The sequence below is a fragment of the Opacimonas viscosa genome (assembly GCF_024199005.1).
Taxonomy (GTDB): Bacteria; Pseudomonadota; Gammaproteobacteria; order Enterobacterales; family Alteromonadaceae; genus Opacimonas; species Opacimonas viscosa.
The window spans coordinates 78,054-100,377 of record NZ_JANATA010000007.1; the positions used below are offsets into that span (position 1 = coordinate 78,054).

At 42.7% G+C, this 22,324-nt stretch carries 13 protein-coding genes; 7 read left to right on the forward strand and 6 right to left on the reverse strand.

Annotated elements, in window-relative coordinates; all coding sequences use genetic code 11:
* Positions 1-67: 67 nt before the first annotated feature.
* A complete protein-coding gene (locus NLF92_RS05675; protein WP_254099710.1) occupies positions 68-2,023 on the reverse strand; it encodes a tetratricopeptide repeat-containing sulfotransferase family protein in 1,956 nt (651 codons plus the stop codon).
* A 512-nt stretch (positions 2,024-2,535) separates the two neighbouring features.
* Here NLF92_RS05675 and NLF92_RS14275 point away from each other — a divergent pair.
* From NLF92_RS14275 to NLF92_RS05690, 3 genes are all read left to right on the forward strand, one after another.
* Positions 2,536-6,984, forward strand: a complete 4,449-nt coding sequence (locus tag NLF92_RS14275; protein WP_432420211.1) for a family 16 glycosylhydrolase — start codon at positions 2,536-2,538, stop codon at positions 6,982-6,984.
* A gap of 25 nt (positions 6,985-7,009) precedes the next feature.
* Positions 7,010-10,003, forward strand: coding sequence for a TonB-dependent receptor (locus tag NLF92_RS05685; RefSeq protein WP_254099711.1), 2,994 nt, complete (start codon positions 7,010-7,012; stop codon positions 10,001-10,003).
* Positions 10,004-10,080: 77 nt separating this feature from the next.
* Positions 10,081-10,497: a GFA family protein gene (locus NLF92_RS05690; RefSeq protein ID WP_254099712.1), complete on the forward strand. Its 417-nt coding sequence runs from the start codon at positions 10,081-10,083 to the stop codon at positions 10,495-10,497.
* An 86-nt stretch (positions 10,498-10,583) separates the two neighbouring features.
* On the opposite strand, the gene NLF92_RS05695 is transcribed toward NLF92_RS05690, so the two are convergent.
* Both NLF92_RS05695 and NLF92_RS05700 read right to left on the reverse strand, forming a co-directional pair.
* Positions 10,584-13,127: a glycoside hydrolase family 3 protein gene (locus tag NLF92_RS05695; protein ID WP_254099713.1), complete on the reverse strand. Its 2,544-nt coding sequence runs from the start codon at positions 13,125-13,127 to the stop codon at positions 10,584-10,586.
* A gap of 16 nt (positions 13,128-13,143) precedes the next feature.
* Positions 13,144-14,388, reverse strand: coding sequence for a sugar MFS transporter (locus NLF92_RS05700; RefSeq protein ID WP_432420212.1), 1,245 nt, complete (start codon positions 14,386-14,388; stop codon positions 13,144-13,146).
* Between the two features lie 154 nt (positions 14,389-14,542).
* Between NLF92_RS05700 and NLF92_RS05705 the strand changes: the two genes are divergently transcribed.
* From NLF92_RS05705 to NLF92_RS05715, 3 genes are read left to right on the forward strand one after another with little or no spacing between them, the layout of a single operon-like run.
* Entirely contained in the window at positions 14,543-15,871 is a 1,329-nt protein-coding gene (locus tag NLF92_RS05705) for a GH1 family beta-glucosidase (protein WP_254099714.1), read from the forward strand.
* Between the two features lie 28 nt (positions 15,872-15,899).
* Positions 15,900-16,904: a LacI family DNA-binding transcriptional regulator gene (locus NLF92_RS05710; protein WP_254099715.1), complete on the forward strand. Its 1,005-nt coding sequence runs from the start codon at positions 15,900-15,902 to the stop codon at positions 16,902-16,904.
* Positions 16,905-16,917: 13 nt separating this feature from the next.
* Complete coding sequence (locus NLF92_RS05715; RefSeq protein WP_254099717.1) at positions 16,918-18,297, forward strand: sugar porter family MFS transporter; 1,380 nt, start codon at positions 16,918-16,920, stop codon at positions 18,295-18,297.
* A gap of 16 nt (positions 18,298-18,313) precedes the next feature.
* Here NLF92_RS05715 and NLF92_RS05720 read toward each other — a convergent pair whose 3' ends face one another.
* Genes NLF92_RS05720 through NLF92_RS05730 form a run of 3 tightly spaced genes read right to left on the reverse strand, consistent with a single transcriptional unit; the run spans position 18,314 to position 20,521 of the window.
* Positions 18,314-19,471: a DNA alkylation repair protein gene (locus tag NLF92_RS05720; RefSeq protein ID WP_254099719.1), complete on the reverse strand. Its 1,158-nt coding sequence runs from the start codon at positions 19,469-19,471 to the stop codon at positions 18,314-18,316.
* 22 nt (positions 19,472-19,493) lie between these two features.
* Positions 19,494-19,808: an AzlD domain-containing protein gene (locus NLF92_RS05725; RefSeq protein ID WP_254099721.1), complete on the reverse strand. Its 315-nt coding sequence runs from the start codon at positions 19,806-19,808 to the stop codon at positions 19,494-19,496.
* A complete protein-coding gene (locus NLF92_RS05730; protein ID WP_254099723.1) occupies positions 19,805-20,521 on the reverse strand; it encodes an AzlC family ABC transporter permease in 717 nt (238 codons plus the stop codon). The genes NLF92_RS05725 and NLF92_RS05730 overlap by 4 nt, the downstream gene beginning before the upstream one ends.
* A gap of 210 nt (positions 20,522-20,731) precedes the next feature.
* On the opposite strand from NLF92_RS05730, the gene gnd reads away from it, so the two are divergent.
* On the forward strand, positions 20,732-22,204 hold the full coding sequence (gnd, locus tag NLF92_RS05735) for a decarboxylating NADP(+)-dependent phosphogluconate dehydrogenase (protein ID WP_254099725.1): 1,473 nt from the start codon (positions 20,732-20,734) through the stop codon (positions 22,202-22,204).
* Positions 22,205-22,324: the final 120 nt, after the last annotated feature.

A 22,324-nucleotide genomic window follows, 5' to 3' on the forward strand; every position in this document is an offset into this window, starting at 1 on the left:
GCCAGAAATATAAATATTTCTATGTGAGTGGGTGCTAGCTAACCTAAAGTGCTCTTTATCTAAAGAGCTATGCCAACTCTGACTGCAACGCTAACAAAGGAGCTAAGAATTCCGCAAAATCTTGCCACTCGTTGAGTTTGTTCGGATCTAATGGCTGATAAACCTGAGCCACACTAGGGGTGTGTATAGCACGTTGATGCTTGTAGAAATCAAGCGGTTTAGCAATCTCTTCGACGCCAATAAATGCACACACATTTTGCAGTGTTTTCACCGGTTCAGTGACTAAGGTTTCATAAGTAATCGTCGTTACTGCTTCTGGATATGCCGCAGCAAAATGGCTTATCACCTTTGTATAAGCTGTGTAGTATTGAGCAAAATCGCTCAACGCATTGGAGTAATTGTGACCTGATGCAAAGTGATGTCTATAAGCTGATAAGCCGTTGGCCACAGGGTCACGTCTCAAATCAATAATTTTAGCCTGAGGGAATAGGGCTAAGATGACTGAGATATATTTAAAGTTTTCTGGGTTTTTATCAATAAAATAAGCAGAATTTTTGGTAAATGTTGCAGCACTTTCGAGATACCAATTCGCATATGTTTGCTTTTCTTGTGCGGTCAGGTTCGGTAAGACCTCGTGGAATGCTTTACCGTATTTTTCTGCAATATCTTGGACGATATGCAATATAGTCGTCAGTTCCTTAGTACCATCAATATGTGGGTGAGCCGCTAGCATTTGATCTAATAATGTGGAGCCAGAACGAGGTAAGCCGACGATGAAAACGGGGGTAATGCTTGTCGTTGCGGCGTCAGTTTTGGTAAGTGCAGGCACGGGGGCTTTGCGTAACATATCCAAACTATCCGTTATCGTATTGACGTCATAAGGGTTGAGCTGGCGTTTCAGCGCATTGGCCGCGGTAAAAGAAGCAAAGGCTTTAGCAAATTCACCGTCTTGGTTTTGCGCCATACCCAAGGCATAGAATGCATAGCAACGGTCCATCGCTGTATTGTTTGATTGTGCTAGCGCATCAATGTCACGCTTTTCATCGGCTGAAAATCTAGCTACTTTCAGATTTGCTAAATGCCAATAAGCTTCGCCTTTAACGTGCTCGAATTGTAACGCGAGACGGAAGAAATCTGCAGATTGTGCAATGTTTTGTAGGGTTTGATAACACTGACCCAGAAGAATATAAATACGCGCTTGCAGGGGCTGGTTATCATTATTTGCCGAAAGCATTTGTAATACATTAATTGCTTCTTCTACTCGGTTGGTATGCAACAATTGAGACGCTTGAGTTAATTTAAATAACGGCTCATCACTCCAATACTTAGACAGTGCATCTAGATATTTTTGGGCTTGATAAAAGTTTTGTTGGTTTTGGAGTAACTTGACGACTTCAAATAACCACGCAGGTTGTTCTGCTTTTTGTAGAGCAACTTCCAAAGAACGGATAACAAAACGTGTCATGTTTTGTTTTTGTGCCAACTCAACCCAACCTGATAATGAGCGATGATCAGATGGTGGTTGTGTAAAAGCGCCAGTGATCAATGTATTGGCACTGTCTAAATTTCCATTGCCAAGCTCAAAATAGGCTTGGACGAGTGCCTTTGGCATATCACTGAATTGGCGAAGCTGTCTTTCTACACCGGCTACTTCTTGGGGTAAAAAGAGTGAAGGTTGGTCTTTGGTTAATTTCCACAATTGTTGCCAAGCTGACAAAAAATAACGATTTGTGCGAATAATGGTTTCAAAAGTATCTCTTGCTTCAGGGCCTTTACCTTGTTCCATATATATTAATGCTTGTTCTTGGAGAATAAACACTGAGTTGTAATGTTTTTTGCCGAAATCGACCATTTCTTGAGCAGCTTCAAGGCGCCCCATTTTTCTATTGATCATGCCGGCACATGCATAAGCCATTGTTTCTGGAGCCTCATCAATCCAAATTTTAGTGATGTCCACAGCCTTTTCTAAGGCTTTTTCATTGATTGCTTGGGAAAATTGTTGCAAATAAGAGGTTGTGCTCATGAGTCAATCTCAGGGTTTGTTAGGTATTTGCTAGGCAAAATACCACATTTATTTGGTGTGCAATAGTGAGGGAGGGCAATTCACAGTATGCACTGGGGTGATGTTTTAGGCATATAGTCAAAGAGCATTCACAGTACGGCTATTAGCAAAGAGAATTAATGGACCCGAGTAGCACCGATAAGTGCGAAATCAAAAAAAAATGGACACTTTAACAGTCACTTAACAAAGTTGTAGCAAAGATGTAAAAGGATTATCTATGTTTGCTAGGATATTGTCGTCGCTAATATTTGTTTACGGGTAAGTTGTGGTCTTCTTCACTCAATATTTTAACTTAGTTTATCTGTATGTTACTTTTTTGTAACAAATGATTGATCTTTTATATTTTCAATTTATACTAACAGTGAAAGCGCTTACATTTTCTCAAAATAAATCCGTGAGAATATGTAAGCGCTTACAATCAACATAAATATGAGAAGTTTCTCCAACTGGGGTTGAACATAATGAACAAAAATATGAACAAACTAACTAAACTGGCAAGTGCAATGTCAGTGTTTGTTTTAACAGCCTGTGGCGGTGGTGTTGAAACCAACACCGATACGCAAGCTGTTAATCCAACACAGCCAAATGTGCAGCCAGTCGGTGAACAAAACTCGGACGCTGATTGGCGTCTAGTTTGGAATGACGAGTTCGATGGTACTGCCATTGATGCTGCTAAATGGAATCATGAGGTTAACTGTGATGGTGGCGGTAACCAAGAACGTCAATGTTACACAGATGCCCCAGATAACTCATATGTGAGTGATGGAACATTAAAAATTGTTGCTAAGCTGAATGATGGCGCTGAAGGCAATGATGACGATTTCACATCTGCACGTATGACGACACAGAACAAAGGTGATTTCACTTACGGCCGTGTTGAAATGCGTGCCAAACTTCCTGAAGGGCAAGGTGCATGGCCTGCTTTTTGGATGATGCCTACGGATTCAGTTTATGGCGGTTGGCCAAAATCTGGTGAAATTGACATCATGGAAGCCGTTAACTTAGGCACCGCCCGTGCAGACGGTTCTTTGGAATCTAATATTTACGGTACTATCCATTATGGTGCGGGCCCTGGTTCAGATTTTTCTGGTGCAGCACATGATCCGGGTACTAGCCCAGCTGACTCATTTAATACTTATGCAATAGAGTGGCAGGAAGGTGAAATACGTTGGTATTTCAACAATGTACTCTATGCTACGCAACGTCAATCATCATTACGTACGACAGGTGACGGTACTATTCTTGGTTTGAGCCATCGTGGTTGGTATGCTGAATTATATGATGTGGCAACAGGTCAACTTGGGACTGATTATTCTCCAGCTCCGTTCGACCAAGACTTCTTTATGATCCTCAACGTTGCAGTGGGTGGCCAATGGCCAGAATCTGTCAACGAAGGTGGTGTAGACGCAGCAAAATTTGTTGAAGGTCAAACCTTAGAAGTGGATTATGTTCGTGTTTATCAATGTACTGCTAATCCAGCGACTGGTCGCGGTTGTGAAACTGTCAGTCCAGGTTATGATATTGACGTCGCTGATGGTGGTAAGTTAGTTGAAGGTCGAGCACCTGCGCCTACTTTAGTTGCCGGCGCACCAAACCCAATCACTATTTTTGATGATGCGGTAGATGTGAACTGGGTTGCATGGGATTGCTGTGGTGGTTCGACGCCAGGTTTAGTAGCAGATGATGCTGAACGTGGTGACGTCTACGAGTTTACAGTAGAAAACGGTAATGATGGCACAGTGTTTGGTTTTGTTACACGTTCTGCCTTCTTATCTTCAGATCCAACATCTCCTTCACGTCCTACTCCACACAATGCGTTGGGTATGATTGATGGTGGTTATGTCACATTTGATTTAAAAGTTACCAGTGCCCCAGCCAATCCTGACTCTGTTTGGAAATTTAAAATTGAGGCTGATGAAGCTGCAGGTGGTGCTTGGGAAGCCGATTTAACAACATTTGGTCCAGCACCTGTGGTTGGCGAATGGGCCACTTATCGTGTGCCTTTACAAGATGTTGCTGACAATGGTGTAGATATCTCATTATTAGATATCATTATGGTTTTCCCAGCATGGCAAACTGGTGATGGCGCTGTCTTCCGCTTGGATAATGTCGCTATCGCTCAAGATACTTCTGGTGTTTCTTATCCTGAATTCCCTATTTCGACGAATACTGATTGGGCGTTATGGGATTGCTGTGGTGGCACCACTCCAGCAGTAGTTGCAGATACAGACCGAGGCCAAGTAGCAGAGTTCTCTATCTTAGATAACAACGGTACTGTACTTGGATGGAACTCACGTGTTACTGATGGTGGTACAGGTGTATCTACCAACGTTACAGAAATCGCAGCTAATGGCGTATTATCTTTCGGTATGAAAGTGATGAATGCACCAGAGGCTGGCAACGAAGCATGGTTACTTAAAATTGAATCAGGTGGTAACACTGGTGCAGTTGAAGTTAACTTAAACACTAGTAACGAAGGTGTGAACCCTTCTGCTGAATGGCAAGACTTTACATTTAATATCACAGATTTAGTGGACGCAGGTTCATTGGATCCAAGTGATATTGATGTCATTATGATATTCCCAGCATGGCAAACAGGCGCAGGTGCAATTTATCGTGTATCTGATGTCAAATTCCATGTGCCAGGTGCAAATGCTCCAGTTGAACCATTAGCTACATTGATTGGTGCTGGTGCGGTAAATGAAAACTGGGCACTGTGGGATTGTTGTGGTGGAACAACGCCAGCTTTTGTTGCTGACACTGAAAAAGGTCAGGTAGCTGAGTTCTCTATCTTAGATAATAACGGTACCGTTTTAGGTGTTAATTCTCGTACAACTGATGGTGGTACTGGTGTAACTGTAGATGCAACAAGCCTACTTACATCTGGCGTACTTCGTTTTGACATGAAAGTGGTCAACGCACCTGCAGCGGGTAATGAAGCTTGGTTACTTAAAATTGAGTCTGGTGGCAACACTGGTGCAGTTGAAGTTAACTTAAATACTAGTAACGAAGGCGTCAACCCTTCTGCTGAATGGCAAACATTCACATTCGATCTGATTGATCTCGTGGATGCAGGTTCATTAGACCCTAGTGATATCGACGTAGTGATGATATTCCCAGCGTGGCAAACAGGTGCCGACGCAGTATATCGTGTGACTAATTTAGAAATCATTGATGGTTCTGCAGCTGGTACTCCATCAACGCCAAACAATGGCGGTGAAACTGGTGGCGAAACCGGTGGTGAGACTGGCGGCGAAACTGGCGGCGAAACCGGTGGTGAAACTGGCGGTGAAACTCCTGCTGGCGTAGTTATGACAGGTGTCTTTGGTGGTGTCACATTCGATGCGGCAACGTCAACATTCAGCTGGCCTTCAGGCACGGAAACATGGGGTGGTGTGTCTAATGAGAACGCCGACTTATATCCGTTTAGTTTCCCTTATGGTGGTACCATTACATTTACGGGTGCGTTACCTGCGTCTGCAGATGATGTGAATGTGAGATTCAAGTTTGAGCGTCTACCATTTAATGATTCAGATGCGACTGCAACCGAACCTTCATTCTACACAGAATATACGACGGTAACCGGTACTGAAGAGCAGACCTATACCATTACTTTTGATGCACAAGGTGAAAACACATTTAGTTCATTCTTAATGTATTTTGAAAACCAAGATGCCAACGTGATCGTGAAAGATATCGAAGTAGTTGCCAATGAGCCTACAGGTATTCAAATGACAGGTGTCTTTGGTGGTGCAACTCTAGCCGATGGCGTATATACCTTCCCTACTGGAGCTGAAGTATGGGGTGGTTTTGCGAATGAGAACACCAACGTTTATCCATTTACTTTCCCAGTCGGTGGTACGGTAACGTTTATGGCTTCAGTTCCAGAAGGTGGCGCAGATACTAACCTAAGATTCCGTTTCGAACGTCGTGCACATCCGCATACGGATCCAGCGTTTGATTTAGAGTTGGTTACCGTATCAGGTAGCACACCAACTGAGTATACCGTTGCGATTCCGGCACAAGATGCGGAAAATACTTACGAGTCTTTCTTGATGTACATTGCAGAAAGAGATCAAGGTGTGATTGTGACGGATATCGTAGTTACTCCAACGAGTACAACGGCTGATATGTCGGGTGTATTTGGCGGTCTAGTGAAAGATGGTAATAACTTTACTTTCCCAGGGTCTGCTGAAACTTGGGCCGGTGTTGCGAACTTAAATACAGCGCTGTATCCAATGGACTTAAATCGTGGTGGTCATATTACATTTACTGCTGCTTTAGTTGGTGATGCTGTTGATACAGGCGTATTCTTCCGCTTTGAAAATCAACCTAATCCGAACAACTCAGTTGTATTTGAGACCGAAACGGTAACAGTATCTGGTACCGAAGAAGTGGTTTACCGTGTCGCAATTCCTGCACAAACAGGTGATGTAACATTTAGCTCATTCTTGTTATACCTGACTGAGCGTGATGCTACAGTGATGGTTAAAGACATCAAAGTGTCCGTATACGATACGCAAGCAATGATGGTGCCGTTTGGTGGTGCAACACTAGCAGGCGCGACTTATGCGTGGCCTACAGGTGCTGAAGCTTGGGCGGGTTTCTCAAACGATAATGCAAGCCTTTATCCGATGAGCTTCCCGAATGGCGGTACGATCACGTTCGATGCAGCATTACCTGCTGGTGGTACTGATACGAATGTTCGCTTCCGTTTCGAGCGCTTACCGTTCCCAGATGTAGAGCCATCATTTAATACTGATGCAGTTACTGTGAGTGGTGAAAGCTTGGCTCAGTACACGATTACATTTGGTGCACAAGACGCAGAAAATACCTATAGCTCATTCTTGATGTATCTTAACGAACAAGACCAAGGTGTCATTGTTAAGAATATCGTTGTGACAGCTACGGCTGCAGAATAATCGGCATAGCATAGAGAGTATAAAAATGAAAACTACAATGTTTCAAAAAACCAAAATAGCAGCAACTATGTCTTTATTGATGGGTTCTGCGGCTATAGCTATGCCAGCTGTAGCGCAAGAAGACGCGGGTGCCAAAGTCGACGAAGATGTAGAAGTCATCGCCGTCCGCGGTATTCGTGGCAGCTTGATTAGTTCAAGCGCTTTAAAACGAGACTCTAGCGGTGTTGTTGATGCAATTACCGCAGAAGAAATGGGTAAATTCCCAGACACAAACTTAGCTGAATCATTGCAACGTATTACCGGTGTATCTGTATCGCGTGCAAATGGTGAAGGTAGTCAAATCACAGTGCGTGGTTTTGGCCCAGAGTTTAATTTGGTAACCTTAAATGGTCGCCAAATGTCGGGTACGGGATTTACTCGTTCATTCAATTTTGAAAATTTATCATCAGAAGGCGTAAGCGCACTAGAAGTCTACAAGACAGCTCGTGCTGACGTCCCAACGGGTGGTTTAGGTGCGACAGTCAATATTGTCACGACCAAACCACTGCAAAGCCCAGGCCAGAAGTTCTCTTTCATGACAAAAGGGATCTATGATTCGTCAAATGAGACGGGTGATGATGTGACACCAGAAGTTGCTGGCGTCTACAGCAATACCTTCCATGATGATCGCATTGGTTTTTCTGCTAACTTTTCATATCAACGTCGAGATTTCCAACGCCAGGCGGCTAATGTCCGTTCTTGGCAGTTAAATCCAACTCTTTCAGACAGTGCTGTTGTAACAGATGGCCGTTTGATGGATGTTGATGGTAATGTTATTCCACAGTTTTTGATTCCAAATGATGATGGTGTTTTAGAAGAAACCACTGCAGCCTTTTTCCCTCAGGAAATTAGCTTTGCTCGCGATGATATTCAACGAGAAAGACTAAATAGTAATGTGACGTTGCAATTTGCTGCTACCGATGCATTAACGTTTACGTTGGATCACACTACATCTAAAGCAACTACAGGTAATAACTCATTATCTTGGGGTATTTGGAATGGCTCGTTCGGTGGCAACGCTAACTCTTATGAGTTAGATGCTGACGGTACAGCTATCTATTATAACTCTTCAGGCGACGATGGTTCGTATACTGCATTCCGTGAAACGGGTGAAGTTGATTCATCGGCTACTGGTCTGAATATTACTTATGATTATTCCGATACTTTGAACTTCGAGTTTGATATACACAGCTCAAAAACCTCGACAGATAACGGTTTGGACGCTGGTCTAGGTTCACAAGGTCGCGTTATCTTGGGTTCTGCTGCGTTAGATTCGAAAGAATATTTCTTCCGTGATGGCGAGATCCCAGGGTTCTTAATTAACTGGAACAATGGTTCTACCGTTCTAGATCCGAGTGAAATTGGTTCTAACTTCTCAATATTTACTCGTACTCCTGGTCAATCAGAAGTGAATCAGTACCAATTTAAAGGTGAGTGGTTACCCGACATTGGCTATGGCTTGATGGGAGTTAAATTTGGGGCGGCATTCACCGAACAGTCTCTACAAGGTTCAGGTGGTTCGAATAATGCGAATGCGCCAGGTTTTAACAATGGTACATTTGCAGAAATCTTCCCTGATAGTATGTTTGAACAAGTTAACTTATCTGGTTTCTTAGATGAGTTCGCAACCGGTTCAATGGGGCTGTCACCAGGTTACGCTTATGCTTTTGATTTTGATGAAGCCGTAACTCGTCAAATGGCCTTCTTAACTGAAGAAGTCGTTGGCAGTGATGCCTATGAAATTGGTACATTCGACGGCTTTGCGACAAACCGTATTACAGAAGAGACTACGAGCTTGTATGTTTCTACAGCATGGGAGTTTGAAATCTCTGACTACATCGTGGATGCAAACTTCGGTTTGCGCTATGAGCGTACTGAAGTGGTTAGTCCTGCAAAGAGTCGTGTGCCTGAATACGTCTATTGGGCTGGTGGTTCTGAGTGGGTCACAAAGTTTGTCGGTGACGGTGTCTTTGTTGAGGTCGACTTTACTGGTGATTATGACTTAGTGTTGCCGATGCTTGACCTAAAAGTTGATTTGTCAGATGACTTAGTCGGCCGTATGTCAGTTGGCACGACTATAACGCGCCCTGGTTTAGGAGATATGTTAGGTAATTTAAACCTAACGCCATCTCCTAAAATCAATTCACGTACTGGTAGCCGTGGTAACCCGAATCTACAACCCTTTAAATCTAATAATTTAGATATTTCTTTAGAGTACTACTATGACGAAGGTAGTTATGCTGCTGTCGGTTTATTCTGGAAAGAAGTTGATGATTGGATTGAAAACTCGCAGGTCACGACCACCATCCCAGGACTATATGATGTTTATTTAGGTCCTCGTTACAACGCCGCAGTCGCTGCAGTGACTGGTCGTGGTGAGCAAGCTACCGATGCTGCAGTTTATCAAGAGCTAGTAGCTGCCGGTGTTGGAATCGGAGAAAATAACCGTATTCTTCCTGACCCTGCTACTGATCCTTTGATTGATTGGACGATAAATTCGCCTGAGAACGTGGGTTCACGTAGTGTTAATGGTGCGGAATTTGCTGTTCAGCACTTATTCGGTGAATCTGGTTTTGGTTTAGGTGTCAACGGAACCGTTGTTGATGGTGATGTAGAATATGACAACTATATTCTTGCTGCTCAGGCAATCTTACCTGGCCTAAGTAACTCTGCTAACTTCCAAACTTTCTATGAGAAAGATGGTTTGTCAGTGAAGTTGACTGCTGCATGGCGTGATGAGTATATCGCAGGGCAAGGTCAGCCAGATACCAGCGATGCGCCTCCACAGTATGTAGAAGAATTCTTACAATGGGATCTAAGCGTGAATTATGACGTTTCAGAAAACATTACGGTATTCTTTGAAGGTGTTAACTTAACGAATGAAACAGAGCGTAGCTTTGGACGTTTTGAACGTCAATTCTTGAGTGCGGCTCAATACGCACCTCGTTATACCTTAGGTTTCCGTATTAAATCACTGTAAATTCAGTTAGAGTAAAAACCGTCTTAACTTAGGTTAAGGCGGTTTTTTTATACCTATAATTTAGTAAAGGAAATTCCATGTCAGAAAATAAATATCCAATTAAAGGCGCCTGCCAATGTGGATCCGTATCTTATACCTTGTTGGCAGAACCCGACATGGTTGTTGCTTGTCACTGTAAGGCCTGTCAGAAGCTTTCTACCAGTGCGTTCAGTCTGACCGCAATGGTTGATGCGGCAAATATCGTGTTTGCAGGGGAAATGCATGATTGGAGTCGTGTCGCAGATAGTGGCAACATAAGCGCTGCCAAGTTTTGTCCAAAATGTGGTAATCGCCTATATCATTTCAACCCAAATACACCAGATAAGATAAAATTAAAGCCGACTACACTGGAAGATACTAGTATTTTAAACCCAGCTGCTCACATCTGGGTGAGTGAAAAGCAAGATTGGTTTGTTATTCCTGAAGGGACTAAGACGTTTGCTAAACAACCTTAGCAAGTTTTTAGTATAGAAGAAGGATAAAAAATAGGGAGGTAGCCACACCCATATAGTGTGACTACCGGTGCCAATAAATTACTTGGCTAGGGACATGTTATAGCGGAGGTCGCCTCTGGCTGAACAAAACCGATAGCAGAAAATGAGACTGTCATTTGCCCTGCTGAGATAATGTTTAAGCCTTCGTTTAATGCGGCGTAAGAAATCCCTTTATCGCTCCAACATTTAGCATCAATGCTTAGTGTATTCCATGTGTTTTTGGACATTTTAGTAAGTTGTTCACGGATATTTATAACCGACTTACAACCGTCTACTGTGCCACAATTTAGCCCCACTAAGACATCTGCTGTAGGGGCTTCTTTGACATTAACTAGCATTGATAATTGACTGTTTTGAGCCATTGATGCGTTAAAGTCTTGGGCTTGTCCATTACCTTTAAAGCGTATGCCTGCCCAAGATCCTCCAAGCGTTTTAATTTGGAAAGCATCTTCTTGGACCACGCGATCTTCGGTTCGATATTGCACATCACCTATGGCCATGGAGTTGGCATTCACTGCGACGGTATTAAACGCAGATACAAGTGTTAAAGCCCATGGTGCTTGGGTAGAGCGCTCGAAGAACACTAATGGTTTGTCTTGCTTTTTAGAAGCAATCACTTCTGAAAGATCGTCACCCAGTGTATCAGTATCCTGATAAGTCAGCCCAAACCCATATGGGAATAGAGGGTCATAATCGTCATCCCCTTTGTTGACGATTTGGTTGGGGTCCTTAGGCCATGAGAACGATAATTTCCCATGGAAATCATATTGCACAGCCTCATTCGCATCACGTAGGATCACATCTGCAACACCAGCGCCTTCAGAGCCGGGTAACCAAATGGCTACAAAGGCATCACTGGCATTGAGTTCTGGATTCACCCACAACGGACGTCCTGTAATAAACAATGCGACTACTGGAATACCTTGATCCTTGAAGGAATTTAATAAGGCTAAATCTTTCTTATTTCCTGGTGAATATTCCAAAGTAGCAATATCACCAACACCTTCAGCATAGGGTTCTTCGCCAAATACGACCACCGCAACATCAGGTTTTTCAGAAAATGAACCATCCACGCTCAGTGTCGCAGTGCCACCAGCCGCAGTTACCTGAGAGGCAATGCCATCCCATACTGATGAGCCACCAGGGAAATCCGAATTCACATTGTTGGTACCTTGCCAGGTAATTGTCCAACCTCCAGATTGTTTACCAATGTTGTCTGCACCATCTCCGGCAACCAAAATGTTTTGGGTAGGTGAAAGCGGTAATAGATTATTTTGGTTTTTTAAGAGTACTAACGACTTACGCACTGCTTCACGAGCCACTGCTCGGTGTTCTGCGGCACCAAGTAGTTCCGTTTTACCTGAGAGTGAACGTTCGGCAGGACTGGGTTTTTCAAAAAGACCAGCGCGGACTTTTACTCGCAAGATACGTGTAACGGCATCATCAACACGGCTCATCGGAATAACCCCGTCTTGAATTTGTTGTACGGTATTTTTGAATAAAGGTTTCCAAGACTGAGTCGGTGCCATAAACATATCTAAACCAGCATTAATAGACTGTGGGCAACTTTCGTTACTACAACCAGCGACTTGCCCATGGCCATTCCAATCGCCTACGACAAAGCCGTCAAAACCCATTGTATCTTTTAAGACATCTGTTAATAGATACTTGTTGCCGTGGATTTTTTGGCCATTCCAGCGGTTAAATGATGCCATCACTACTTGAGAGCCAGCACTCAGACCACCCACATAACCTTGGGAATGGATGTTAAATAAAGTTTCATCATCGACGATTGTGTTGCCTTGGTCTATCCCGTCTGTTGTGCCACCATCACCCACAAAATGTTTTACATTACTGATGACTTTGCCATCCCCCATAAAACTTTCGCCTTGGCCCTGTAAGCCTTTGACAATGGCTGCTGAGTAATCGCGAACAATGTCAGGGTGTTCTGAATAACCCTCGTAAGTGCGTCCCCAGCGATCGTTGCGTACAGTGGCAACCGTAGGTGCAAAAATCCAATCAATCCCCGTTACCAACACTTCAGTGGCGGTAACCTCGGCGATGCGTTCAATTAGGTCAGGGTCATTAGCTGCCCCAAGTCCAATGTTATGTGGGAATAAAGTAGCACCGATAACATTGTTATGACCGTGGACGGCGTCCGTGCCCCACATGGTTGGAATCGTCGACCCATCCAAAGAGTCATCAATACTGGCCTGATACATTTGTTCAGCTAAATCAATCCAATCAGCTGCTGTGGATTGTTTGTTGCCATTGGGGTATGAGCCCCCACCGTTGAGGTAAGAACCAAAGCCGTATTGGCGCATTTCTGCAACCGTCACATCACGAATTTCTGGCTGGATCATCTGCGCTACTTTTTGTTCTAAAGTCATTCCCTGAAGGATCTCAGCAACTTTTGCTTCCACAGCAGGGTCCGATTTCACAACAATATCCAGTTTTGGCCAAACTGGGTGAACGTTTTGCTCACTTTGTGCTTGTGACGTGACTATGTCAGTTTTATCAATTTCAGCAGTACCACAAGCACTTAAAGCGATTGCGACTAAAGAGCTGAGTAATAAACGATTGAATTTCATAATTTATTAACCCTGATTAAGCTTGTTTGATTTTGTGACCAACCAAGCCGTAATACACAATATAGATGTAACATACAGCTGGAAGTAAGAAAGAAAGTTGTACCCCAATGGCGTCGGCTAACGCACCTTGTGCTAGTGGTAAGATAGCACCACCAACAATGGCTAGGCATAACAAACCGGAACCATTTGCTGTGTGTTTACCTAGGCCAGTCACCGCTAAACTAAAGATGGTCGGGAACATAATCGAATTACATAAGCCAACTAATAAAATAGCCCACATGGCGACGTGCCCTGAAGTCATAACAGATACCACGATAAGCACTACCGCCATCACTGAGTTAAATGCGAGTACTTTGCCTGCTGCGATATGTTGCATCACATAGGCACCAATGAAACGTCCTACCATTGCACCACCCCAGTAATACGCAATTAATTTAGCTGCATCTTTTTCTTCAATAATGCCACCTGAGATAGACTCAAGGCTAAAATAACTGACCAAAAAACTACCAATAGCGACTTCTGCACCGACATACACGAAAATCCCAACTGCGCCTAAGATAAGGTGTGGGTACTGTTTTAAAGCCGCAAAACCGCTTACCTCAGAGTTATCCTCTGCACTGTGGATTTTCGGTAATTTTAAATAAGCAAAAATACCCGCCAAAATCAGTAAGCTTGCCGCTAACATTAGGTATGGGGCTTTTACTGCAGTCGCATCACCAATCTCAGGTTCGCCACCACTAAAAAGTAAAAACGCACCAAAGAAAGGTGCGATAGTTGTACCAAAAGAGTTAAAAGCTTGCGTTAAGGTCAAACGAGATGAAGCAGTTTCTGGGGCACCTAAAGCGCTAACGTAAGGGTTTGCTGAAACTTGTAAAATCGTAATACCAGCAGCCAAAACAAACAAGGCTCCTAAGAAAAGGCCATATACAGCAGTAGCTGCTGCAGGGTAGAATAGTACACAACCTACACAGGCAATCACGAGTCCTAATACAATTCCTTTTTGGTAACCGATTTTTGAAACCAGTCTTCCTGCCGGCAGAGAAACTAAGAAATACGCACCAAAGAAGCAAAATTGGATCAACATTGCTTTAGTGTAGCTAAGCTCGAAAGCACCCTTTAAATAAGGGATCAGGATGTCATTGAGACATGTAATGAACCCCCACATAAAGAATAACGATGTTAACGCAACTAAAGCGAAACGGTATGAACTTTGTGGGGCTTGCCCGTGGTTTTCTGTTGTTGTTGGATTAAAAGCCACAATTAATACTCCTGAATACTTGATTTTTTGAATTATAAACATTAAATTAACATAATGAAAGCGCTTTCATAAATAATTCACATGCTCACAATAGTAAAGACCAATAATTGAGCGGTGGTTCTTGTAAGAATGTAAATAAAAAGTTGACGAACGAATCATGTCAGAAATTAAATTGCCCGAAGGCTCTAAAATGCGTAACCCCGACTTTATTTTCGGTGTGGCTACCTCTTCTTTTCAGATAGAAGGTGATCGTGAAAATCGTTTGGATACAATTTGGGATACCTTCTGTGCAGGTCCAAATATTTCTGATGGAAGCAACGGGGATGTGGCATGTGACCATATCAATCGTTGGCAAGATGATTTGCAACTAATTTTTGATATGGGTGTAGATGCTTACCGTTTTTCTATTGCTTGGTCACGCGTGTTACACCAAGATGGGACAATCAACGAAAGTGGGTTGCGTTTTTATACTGATTTAATTGCACGTTTACGTGCGGCAAACAAAAAGATATTTGTTACTTTATATCATTGGGACCTTCCTCAGTATTTGGAAGACCAAGGAGGATGGTTAAACCGTTCTACAGCTTATGCCTTTGCCGAATATGTAGATACAATTTCTCTGCGATTAGGTGACAGTGTGGATGCTTACACCACGTTGAATGAACCATTTTGTGCCGGTCACTTGAGCTATGAAGCCGGGATCCATGCCCCTGGTAAAACAGGACGAAAAAACGGTCTTCAAGCGTCTCATCACTTATTACTCGCACATGGTTTGGCTCTGCAAGTGCTGCGTAAAAATGTCCCAAATGCGCAACATGGTATTGTCTTAAATATCCACCCAGGTTATCCAAATTCTGATAAACACGAAGATATCGTGGCGACACAAATAGCCACAGAATATTTATTTTACTGGTATATAGATCCAGTCTTAAAAGGCAAATACCCAGAGGTAATGACACACATCGCAGCCGAAGATCGTCCCGATATTGCACCTGATGACATGGCTATTATATCTGCGCCAATTGACTTTATGGGCATGAATTATTATACCCGAAATGTTTATCGTGCAGATGGCAATGGTTGGTATGAGCACGTACCTCCTGCTCCCGAAGGCTTGACAGAAATGGGGTGGGAAATAGTGCCAGATGCCTTTGCAGAAATGCTAATTAATCTGCACAATGACTATGACTTACCAGATTTGTACATTACTGAAAATGGTGCAGCCATGCCGGATGAATTGATTGATGGGAAAGTTGCCGACCAAAACCGCATTGACTACTTCCAATCTCATCTTCTCGCTGTTGATAAGGCACTTGCTGCCGGAGTTAATATAAAAGGTTATTTTGCCTGGAGTTTATTGGATAACTTTGAATGGGCCTTAGGTTATAGTAAGCGCTTTGGACTAGTTTATATCGATTATGAGACTCAAGAGCGAGTCTTAAAAGATAGCGCGATAGCGTATCAAAATATGTTAAAATCGCGCTAAGATATAATCACTCTGGGAAAATATTGACATGGCTACTATCTATGAAGTTGCAGAACTAGCCAAGGTTTCACTTGCTACCGTATCACGGGTCATTAACGGTAATGTAAAGGTAAGCCCTAAGACCTTAGATAAAGTAAAAGCGGCTATGGATGAATTGGGTTATCGGCCAAATTCTATCGCGCAGTCTTTGGCCTCAAATCGGACAAATCGAGTGGGGGTGCTAGTCTCAGAATTGAGCGGTCCATTCTTCTCTAATATGTTATCGATAGTCGAACAAGAACTTCGAGCTGCAGGGAAACATGCAATTATAGCAGCTGGACACAGTGACGAAAAAAGTGAGAAAGCAGGCATAGAGTTTCTTTTGAGTTGTCGTTGTGACGCGCTTATTTTGCATGTTGATTGTGTTTCAGATGAATATCTTTTAGAACTCCATAGACAAGATATTCCATTTTCGATTATTAACCATCGCATTGAAGCGTTATCTGACCGTTGTTTTACGGTGGATAATGAAATGGGTGGGTATTTAGCTGCTAAAGCCGTTTTAGCTGCCGGACATCGCAAAATTGCTTACATTTCAGGTCCTAGTTTTAAAGAAGATGCCCAATTACGCCTTGCAGGACACAAGCGTGCATTGGCTGAATACAATATAGAGTTTAACGAAGCCCTGCATTGCACTGGAAATTACCAAGAAGAAGGTGGTAAAGAAGCATTACATACTATTTATCAGCAAAATTCTGATTTTACTGCGGTCGTTTGTGCGAATGATGAGATGGCTGTGGGAGCGATGTTTAGTGCTCGGGAGCTTGGTTTTTCTTTGCCAGAGACGTTGAGTATAGCTGGCTTTGATGATTTGATTTTTGCTCGATATACCTATCCAACATTAGCTACCGTCCACAATCCCATATCAGATATGGGAAGTATGGCTGCAAAATGGATCCTGCGCGAAGTTTACAATAACAGTTCCTCAGAGGAACTTATCAATGTGTTCCGACCGGAATTCGTCACTCGCCGCTCACTTAATTTACTATCATAATAAGAGAACCTTTATGCAAACCATATCACCTACAGTCATTTTATATGCGTTTATAGTTGCTCTTGGTGGGTTTGTGTTTGGCTTCGATGCCTCTGTTATCTCAGGTACCGTGGGTTTTATCACTGAGCAGTTTGCTCTAACAACGTGGCAACAAGGTTTTGTGGTGAGCGCGCCCTCCTTAGGTGCTTTATTCGCCATGTTCTTTGCCGGTGCGTTGAGTGATAAATATGGTCGCAAAAATATACTCATTGCCGTTTCTGTACTGTATTTAGTCTCAGCTATAGCCTCGGCACTAGCCGTGAATTTTACGATGTTAGCGGGTGCTCGCTTACTTGGTGGCCTAGCCTTTTGTTCGTTGATGATCGCTCCTTTGTATATTGCAGAGATCAGTGCACCGGAACATCGCGGCAAATTAGTTTCGATTAATCAATTTAATATTGTGATTGGCCTTTCCGCTTCATATTTTACCAATTATTGGTTACTGTCCTTGAGTCAGACGCCTGATTCATGGTTACTCAATATTGCTCACGCCGAAGACGTCTGGCGTTGGATGTTAGGCTTAGAAATAATTCCGGCATTGTTATGGTGTGTTTTGTTGTGGAAAGTTGTTGAAACGCCGCGATGGTTAATGACTCAAAAACGCCAAGATGCGGCTGAAGACTCAGCCAAAACATTAGGCATAAGTGACGTATCGGCTTTTTTAAGCGAGGTGAGCGCTTCATTGCATGAAAAAAGTTTATCTATCAAAGAGCAACTTGGTTTAGTGATTAGCCCAAAATTACGCCTACCTTTACTGATTGGTTTAGTTATCGGTGTAGTACAGCAGTTGACGGGAATCAATGTGATTTTTTTCTACGCCCCAACAATCTTTGAGCAAAGTGGGATTGGTACCGATGCCGCCTTTGTTCAAGCCATCTGGGTGGGTTTAACAAATGTTATTTTTACAATTGTTGCGATTTGGGCAATCGATAAGTTTGGTCGTAAACCATTATTAATATTTGGCTTAAGTGGGATAATTATTAGTATGAGCCTGTGTGCATATGGTTTCCAAGATCCAGAAGCGTTAAACCCTACTTTAATTCTGTTTGCTATTTTGATGTTTGTTGCCTGTTTCGCTTTGTCATTGGGGCCAGTCATGTGGGTGTTGTTTTCAGAGATCTTTCCCAATCATATTCGGGGGATTGCGATATCAGTTGTCACCGTATTTAACAGTTTATGTAGTTTTTTGGTCCAGTTTATTTTTCCATGGGAGTTGGCAAATCTAGGTCCGGCATTAACGTTCTTAAGTTATGCAGTTGTCGCTGCGCTCGGTTTAGTATTTGTTTTGCGCTACTTACCAGAAACCAAAGGGAAATCTTTAGAAACGCTTTCTCAAGAGTTAAGCCGTCACTAGTTAACCCTAGACACAGTTACGTTATGGTTAAATAAAAAGTTTCAGCAGGGTATATTACTCCATTTATTTGTAAAGCCATCTGATGCTTCCCTGGATAATATTTTCTCGTTGTCACTGGTTTAAAGCTATGCTTTTTATGCAATGTCAGCGTTTGCTGTGGCTTGATGACACAGGTTTTCCATTTACACACTCGTGGTGCTAGTTGACCATTCGCTTTTTGCTGATACACCACATAATCGAGTAGGATGTTTTGTTGCTTGGGTAAAGGATTATGCACTGTCACATTCATTTCTATTGAATCACCCATGAGCACATTCTTAGTACTCAATGTAAGCGTCAATGCAAAGTCTCCAGGTGTATAGCCCCAAAGAGCCAAAGTGTCACGATTCCCTTGTTTTATGAGTGTGCGGCAAGCATGTTTTAATAACTTGGTACGTTGTTTATTTGTGGGTTGTTGCCATTTTTCTGTGAGTGCATTGATTATATCTGGATGTTGTTTAGCAATGTCATTTAAATGATTAGCTACCGACAAACGCACGTAATTAGAAGGATCATTTTTTAATTTCTCAAGCAGTGGCAATGTATGCGCCGGGTCATCCAAAAAAGACTGTAATCGAATACCCCAGGGTAAAAGAGGCCTGGATCCTTCAGAGACCAGACGACGTACATGTTGACAAGGGTCTTTACACCAAGAATCTAAGATAGTTAACGTTTGTTTGGGTTCTGCTTTGAGTAGATGGCGCACCCCAAACTCAGCAGAAAAACGCTTCGTCATAGCATGTAAACACTCCATCGCAAAAGGCACATTATGCTGACCTTGCTGACCAATGAAGTCGGCAGCGGGCATGATCAGCCAACTGCCAATACCCGTTGTGTTGGAGGTCACTAAATTGTTGGTCCAGCCTGCAGTATTTGGATCTGCAGTGGTTTCCTCTGAAATGGGTTGTAAGCTGTTTACTAAAGCAGAGCCCGCTTTGGTAAAATCTTTTGGCAGAGTGGCTATCAGTGCATCAACAATTTGCTGTGACCGCGCTTTCATAGCCAAATCATCCAAGTTATGTGTGGCCAAATTGATAAACTTTTGGGTGGGGAAATCACTCAGATTTTGCTCAATCACCCTGCCCATATGGGTAATACTGGTATGGGAAAATTTGTCTTTGAAGTTTTCGGGCATATTTTTATGCTCCCATGTCAAGTTACAAAAGCCATTTACATGCAACAAAGCTCGCCATCGAAATAATGAGTACCCATATTGTCGCTAACCGAGTCAAGCTCAAGCCTATCGCTACAATAGCACCTAAAATGAAGGGATTGGTTGGGGATGCATGCAACTCGCCTTCGGGGAAAAAAACAATGGGGATGGTTAACGCTGTCAAAACAGCAGGTGCTGAAAACTTTAAAAAACGTTTTGTAGTATCGTTAATCCGAATTGGAATACTGCGAGCAAGGAAAATATAACGCACTGAGAATGTGACAAGCGCCATGGCTATAATGGTACACCAAATCATCATAGCAACGCCTCGCTAGTGCGATTACGTTGACGCTTTTCATTGTGCGTATCCAAGATAAATCCAACTACCATACCGGTTGCAGTTGATATAAGTAATGCTTGATTAATATCGTAATAAGTCAGGATAAACATCATCGTGGCGCTAGTGAAAACGCATGCAACGACAGGATGTGTTTTGATATAAGGAACCACCAATGCGATGAACGTTGCAGCGATTGCGAATTCCAAACCTAAGGTGGTGAGATCTCCAGCTTGTGAGCCTAAAATAATGCCGATACACGTCGCAAGATTCCACAGAGCATAAAATGTAAATCCACTGACTAGCGCATAATGTCGGTCAAAAGTCCCCGTTTTTTGCGTATGCGCTACAGAAAGTGCATACATTTCATCCGTGAGTAAAAAACCCAAAGATAAACGCCATTTGGTTGGGAGCTGCAAGATATGTTGACGCATATCTGCTGAGTACAAAAGGTGGCGAGCGCTGATGACAAAAGAAGATGTTAACATGGCTGAGAAACTCGCCCCAGCACCAAATAGACCTAAAGCGGAAAGTTGTACCGCACCCGCAAAAACGAGTAAAGACATGGCTTGTGCTTGCCAAATATCTAAGCCCATTTGTAGTCCTAGAGACCCACACAGCATCCCCCAGGGAGTTACCGCTAGACACAAAGGCAAGGTATCTAAAAATGCTTGTCGTTGTATATGTTTAGTCATTTGTATGTTTTTTATCCGATAAAGAGAGGATTTGATATCAGTTTGATAAGCATACCATTAACTCTAGCAGCAAAAACAAAAATTCGTGTTTCAGATCCACATCTAAGGTATAATTGCCAAATACAAAAAATTACTTAAACAAAATGACTGCTTACCTTTGTGAACAGTCATTTTTATTTATTTGAAATCACTCTTTTCTCGGGAAAATTCATGAAAACACTTTCTGATATTGGTTTAGTTGGCTTAGCTGTAATGGGAGAAAACCTAATTCTGAACATGGCTTCTAAAGGTTTTACAGTTACTGCATTTAATCGTTCTTATGAAAAAGTCGAAAAGTTTTTAGCTGGCCGTGCTGCGGGTAAGACAATCCGTGGAGCGAAAGATATTCCTGAGCTAGTCGCATCACTCGCAAAACCACGTAAAGTCATGTTAATGGTAAAAGCTGGCCAACCAGTAGACGATTTCATTGAACAGTTAATCCCTCATTTAGAAGAGGGAGATATCATTATTGACGGTGGTAATACGCATTACCCAGATTCTAATCGTCGCACTGCTTATCTCAAAGGAAAAGGCCTACACTACATCGGTACTGGAGTATCTGGTGGTGAAGAAGGCGCATTAACAGGGCCATCGATCATGCCTGGTGGTGCACCTGAAGCGTGGGAGCATGTACAAGAGATTTTTCAAAACATCTCAGCAAAAGTGACTGATTCAAATACTGGTGAGACCGTACCTTGTTGTGATTGGGTGGGTGAAGATGGCGCCGGTCATTTCGTGAAAATGGTTCACAACGGTATCGAATACGGTGATATGCAATTGATCTGTGAGGCCTATCACATCATGCACGATGTGGTTGGTTTGAACTCAGACGAGATCGCCGATGTATTCGAGCAGTGGAGCAAGACAGAATTAGATTCTTACCTAGTCGATATTACGATTGATATTTGTCGTTACAAGGATACCGATGGTACACCATTAGTAGAGAAAATTCTTGATACAGCGGGACAAAAAGGCACAGGTAAGTGGACTGGCGTGACTGCGCTAGAACTTGGTATTCCTTTGACGTTGATTGCAGAGTCTGTGTTCTCTCGTTGTATCTCTGCACAAAAAGATGCCCGTGTTGCCGCTTCTAGTATTTTGAGTGGACCAGAGAAAGTAGCTTTTACTGGTGATAAAACGGTCTTTTTAGAAAGTTTACGTCAAGCGTTGTTGATGGCAAAAATGATCTCTTATGCCCAAGGTTACGACCTGATGCAAGAAGCGGCCAAAGAATTCGGCTGGCATCTAAACTATGGTGGTATTGCTATGATGTGGCGTGGTGGTTGTATCATTCGTTCGGCATTCTTAGATAATATTAAAGCAGCTTATGACAATAATCCTGAATTAAATAATCTGTTACTAGACCCATATTTCAGTAAAACAGTGCAAGATGCACAGGGTGGCCTGCGACAAGTTATTGGCCAAGCTGTAACTGTTGGTATTCCAGTGCCTTGTTTATCTGCAGCGTTAAACTATTTTGATTCATTCAGAACAGCCCGCTTACCCGCTAACTTGTTACAAGCACAGCGTGACTACTTTGGCGCGCATACTTATGAGCGTTTAGACGGTCCTCGTGGTGAATTCCATCATACTAACTGGACTGGTCGAGGTGGTGATACTGCATCTACGACTTACGATGTCTAAATAGTCCATTGATTAACAGTAAAAACCTCGATTGAAGTTAATTCTTTCGAGGTTTTTTTATATCTGATGACAAATAAACATAAGCAGACAGTTGCGAGTCAAAACTTTTGTGATAGTATA

Excerpts from the sequence above, each read along its gene's own strand:
- NLF92_RS05730 (WP_254099723.1), bottom strand. The coding sequence starts at position 20,521 with ATGACTAAACATATACAACGACAAGCATTTTTAGATACCTTGCCTTTG.
- NLF92_RS05720 (WP_254099719.1), bottom strand. The coding sequence starts at position 19,471 with ATGCCCGAAAACTTCAAAGACAAATTTTCCCATACCAGTATTACCCAT.
- NLF92_RS05675 (WP_254099710.1), bottom strand. The coding sequence starts at position 2,023 with ATGAGCACAACCTCTTATTTGCAACAATTTTCCCAAGCAATCAATGAA.
- gnd (WP_254099725.1), top strand. The coding sequence starts at position 20,732 with ATGAAAACACTTTCTGATATTGGTTTAGTTGGCTTAGCTGTAATGGGA.
- NLF92_RS05695 (WP_254099713.1), bottom strand. The coding sequence starts at position 13,127 with ATGAAATTCAATCGTTTATTACTCAGCTCTTTAGTCGCAATCGCTTTA.
- NLF92_RS05690 (WP_254099712.1), top strand. The coding sequence starts at position 10,081 with ATGTCAGAAAATAAATATCCAATTAAAGGCGCCTGCCAATGTGGATCC.
- NLF92_RS05715 (WP_254099717.1), top strand. The coding sequence starts at position 16,918 with ATGCAAACCATATCACCTACAGTCATTTTATATGCGTTTATAGTTGCT.
- NLF92_RS05705 (WP_254099714.1), top strand. The coding sequence starts at position 14,543 with ATGTCAGAAATTAAATTGCCCGAAGGCTCTAAAATGCGTAACCCCGAC.
- NLF92_RS14275 (WP_432420211.1), top strand. The coding sequence starts at position 2,536 with ATGAACAAACTAACTAAACTGGCAAGTGCAATGTCAGTGTTTGTTTTA.
- NLF92_RS05685 (WP_254099711.1), top strand. The coding sequence starts at position 7,010 with ATGAAAACTACAATGTTTCAAAAAACCAAAATAGCAGCAACTATGTCT.
- NLF92_RS05710 (WP_254099715.1), top strand. The coding sequence starts at position 15,900 with ATGGCTACTATCTATGAAGTTGCAGAACTAGCCAAGGTTTCACTTGCT.
- NLF92_RS05725 (WP_254099721.1), bottom strand. The coding sequence starts at position 19,808 with ATGATGATTTGGTGTACCATTATAGCCATGGCGCTTGTCACATTCTCA.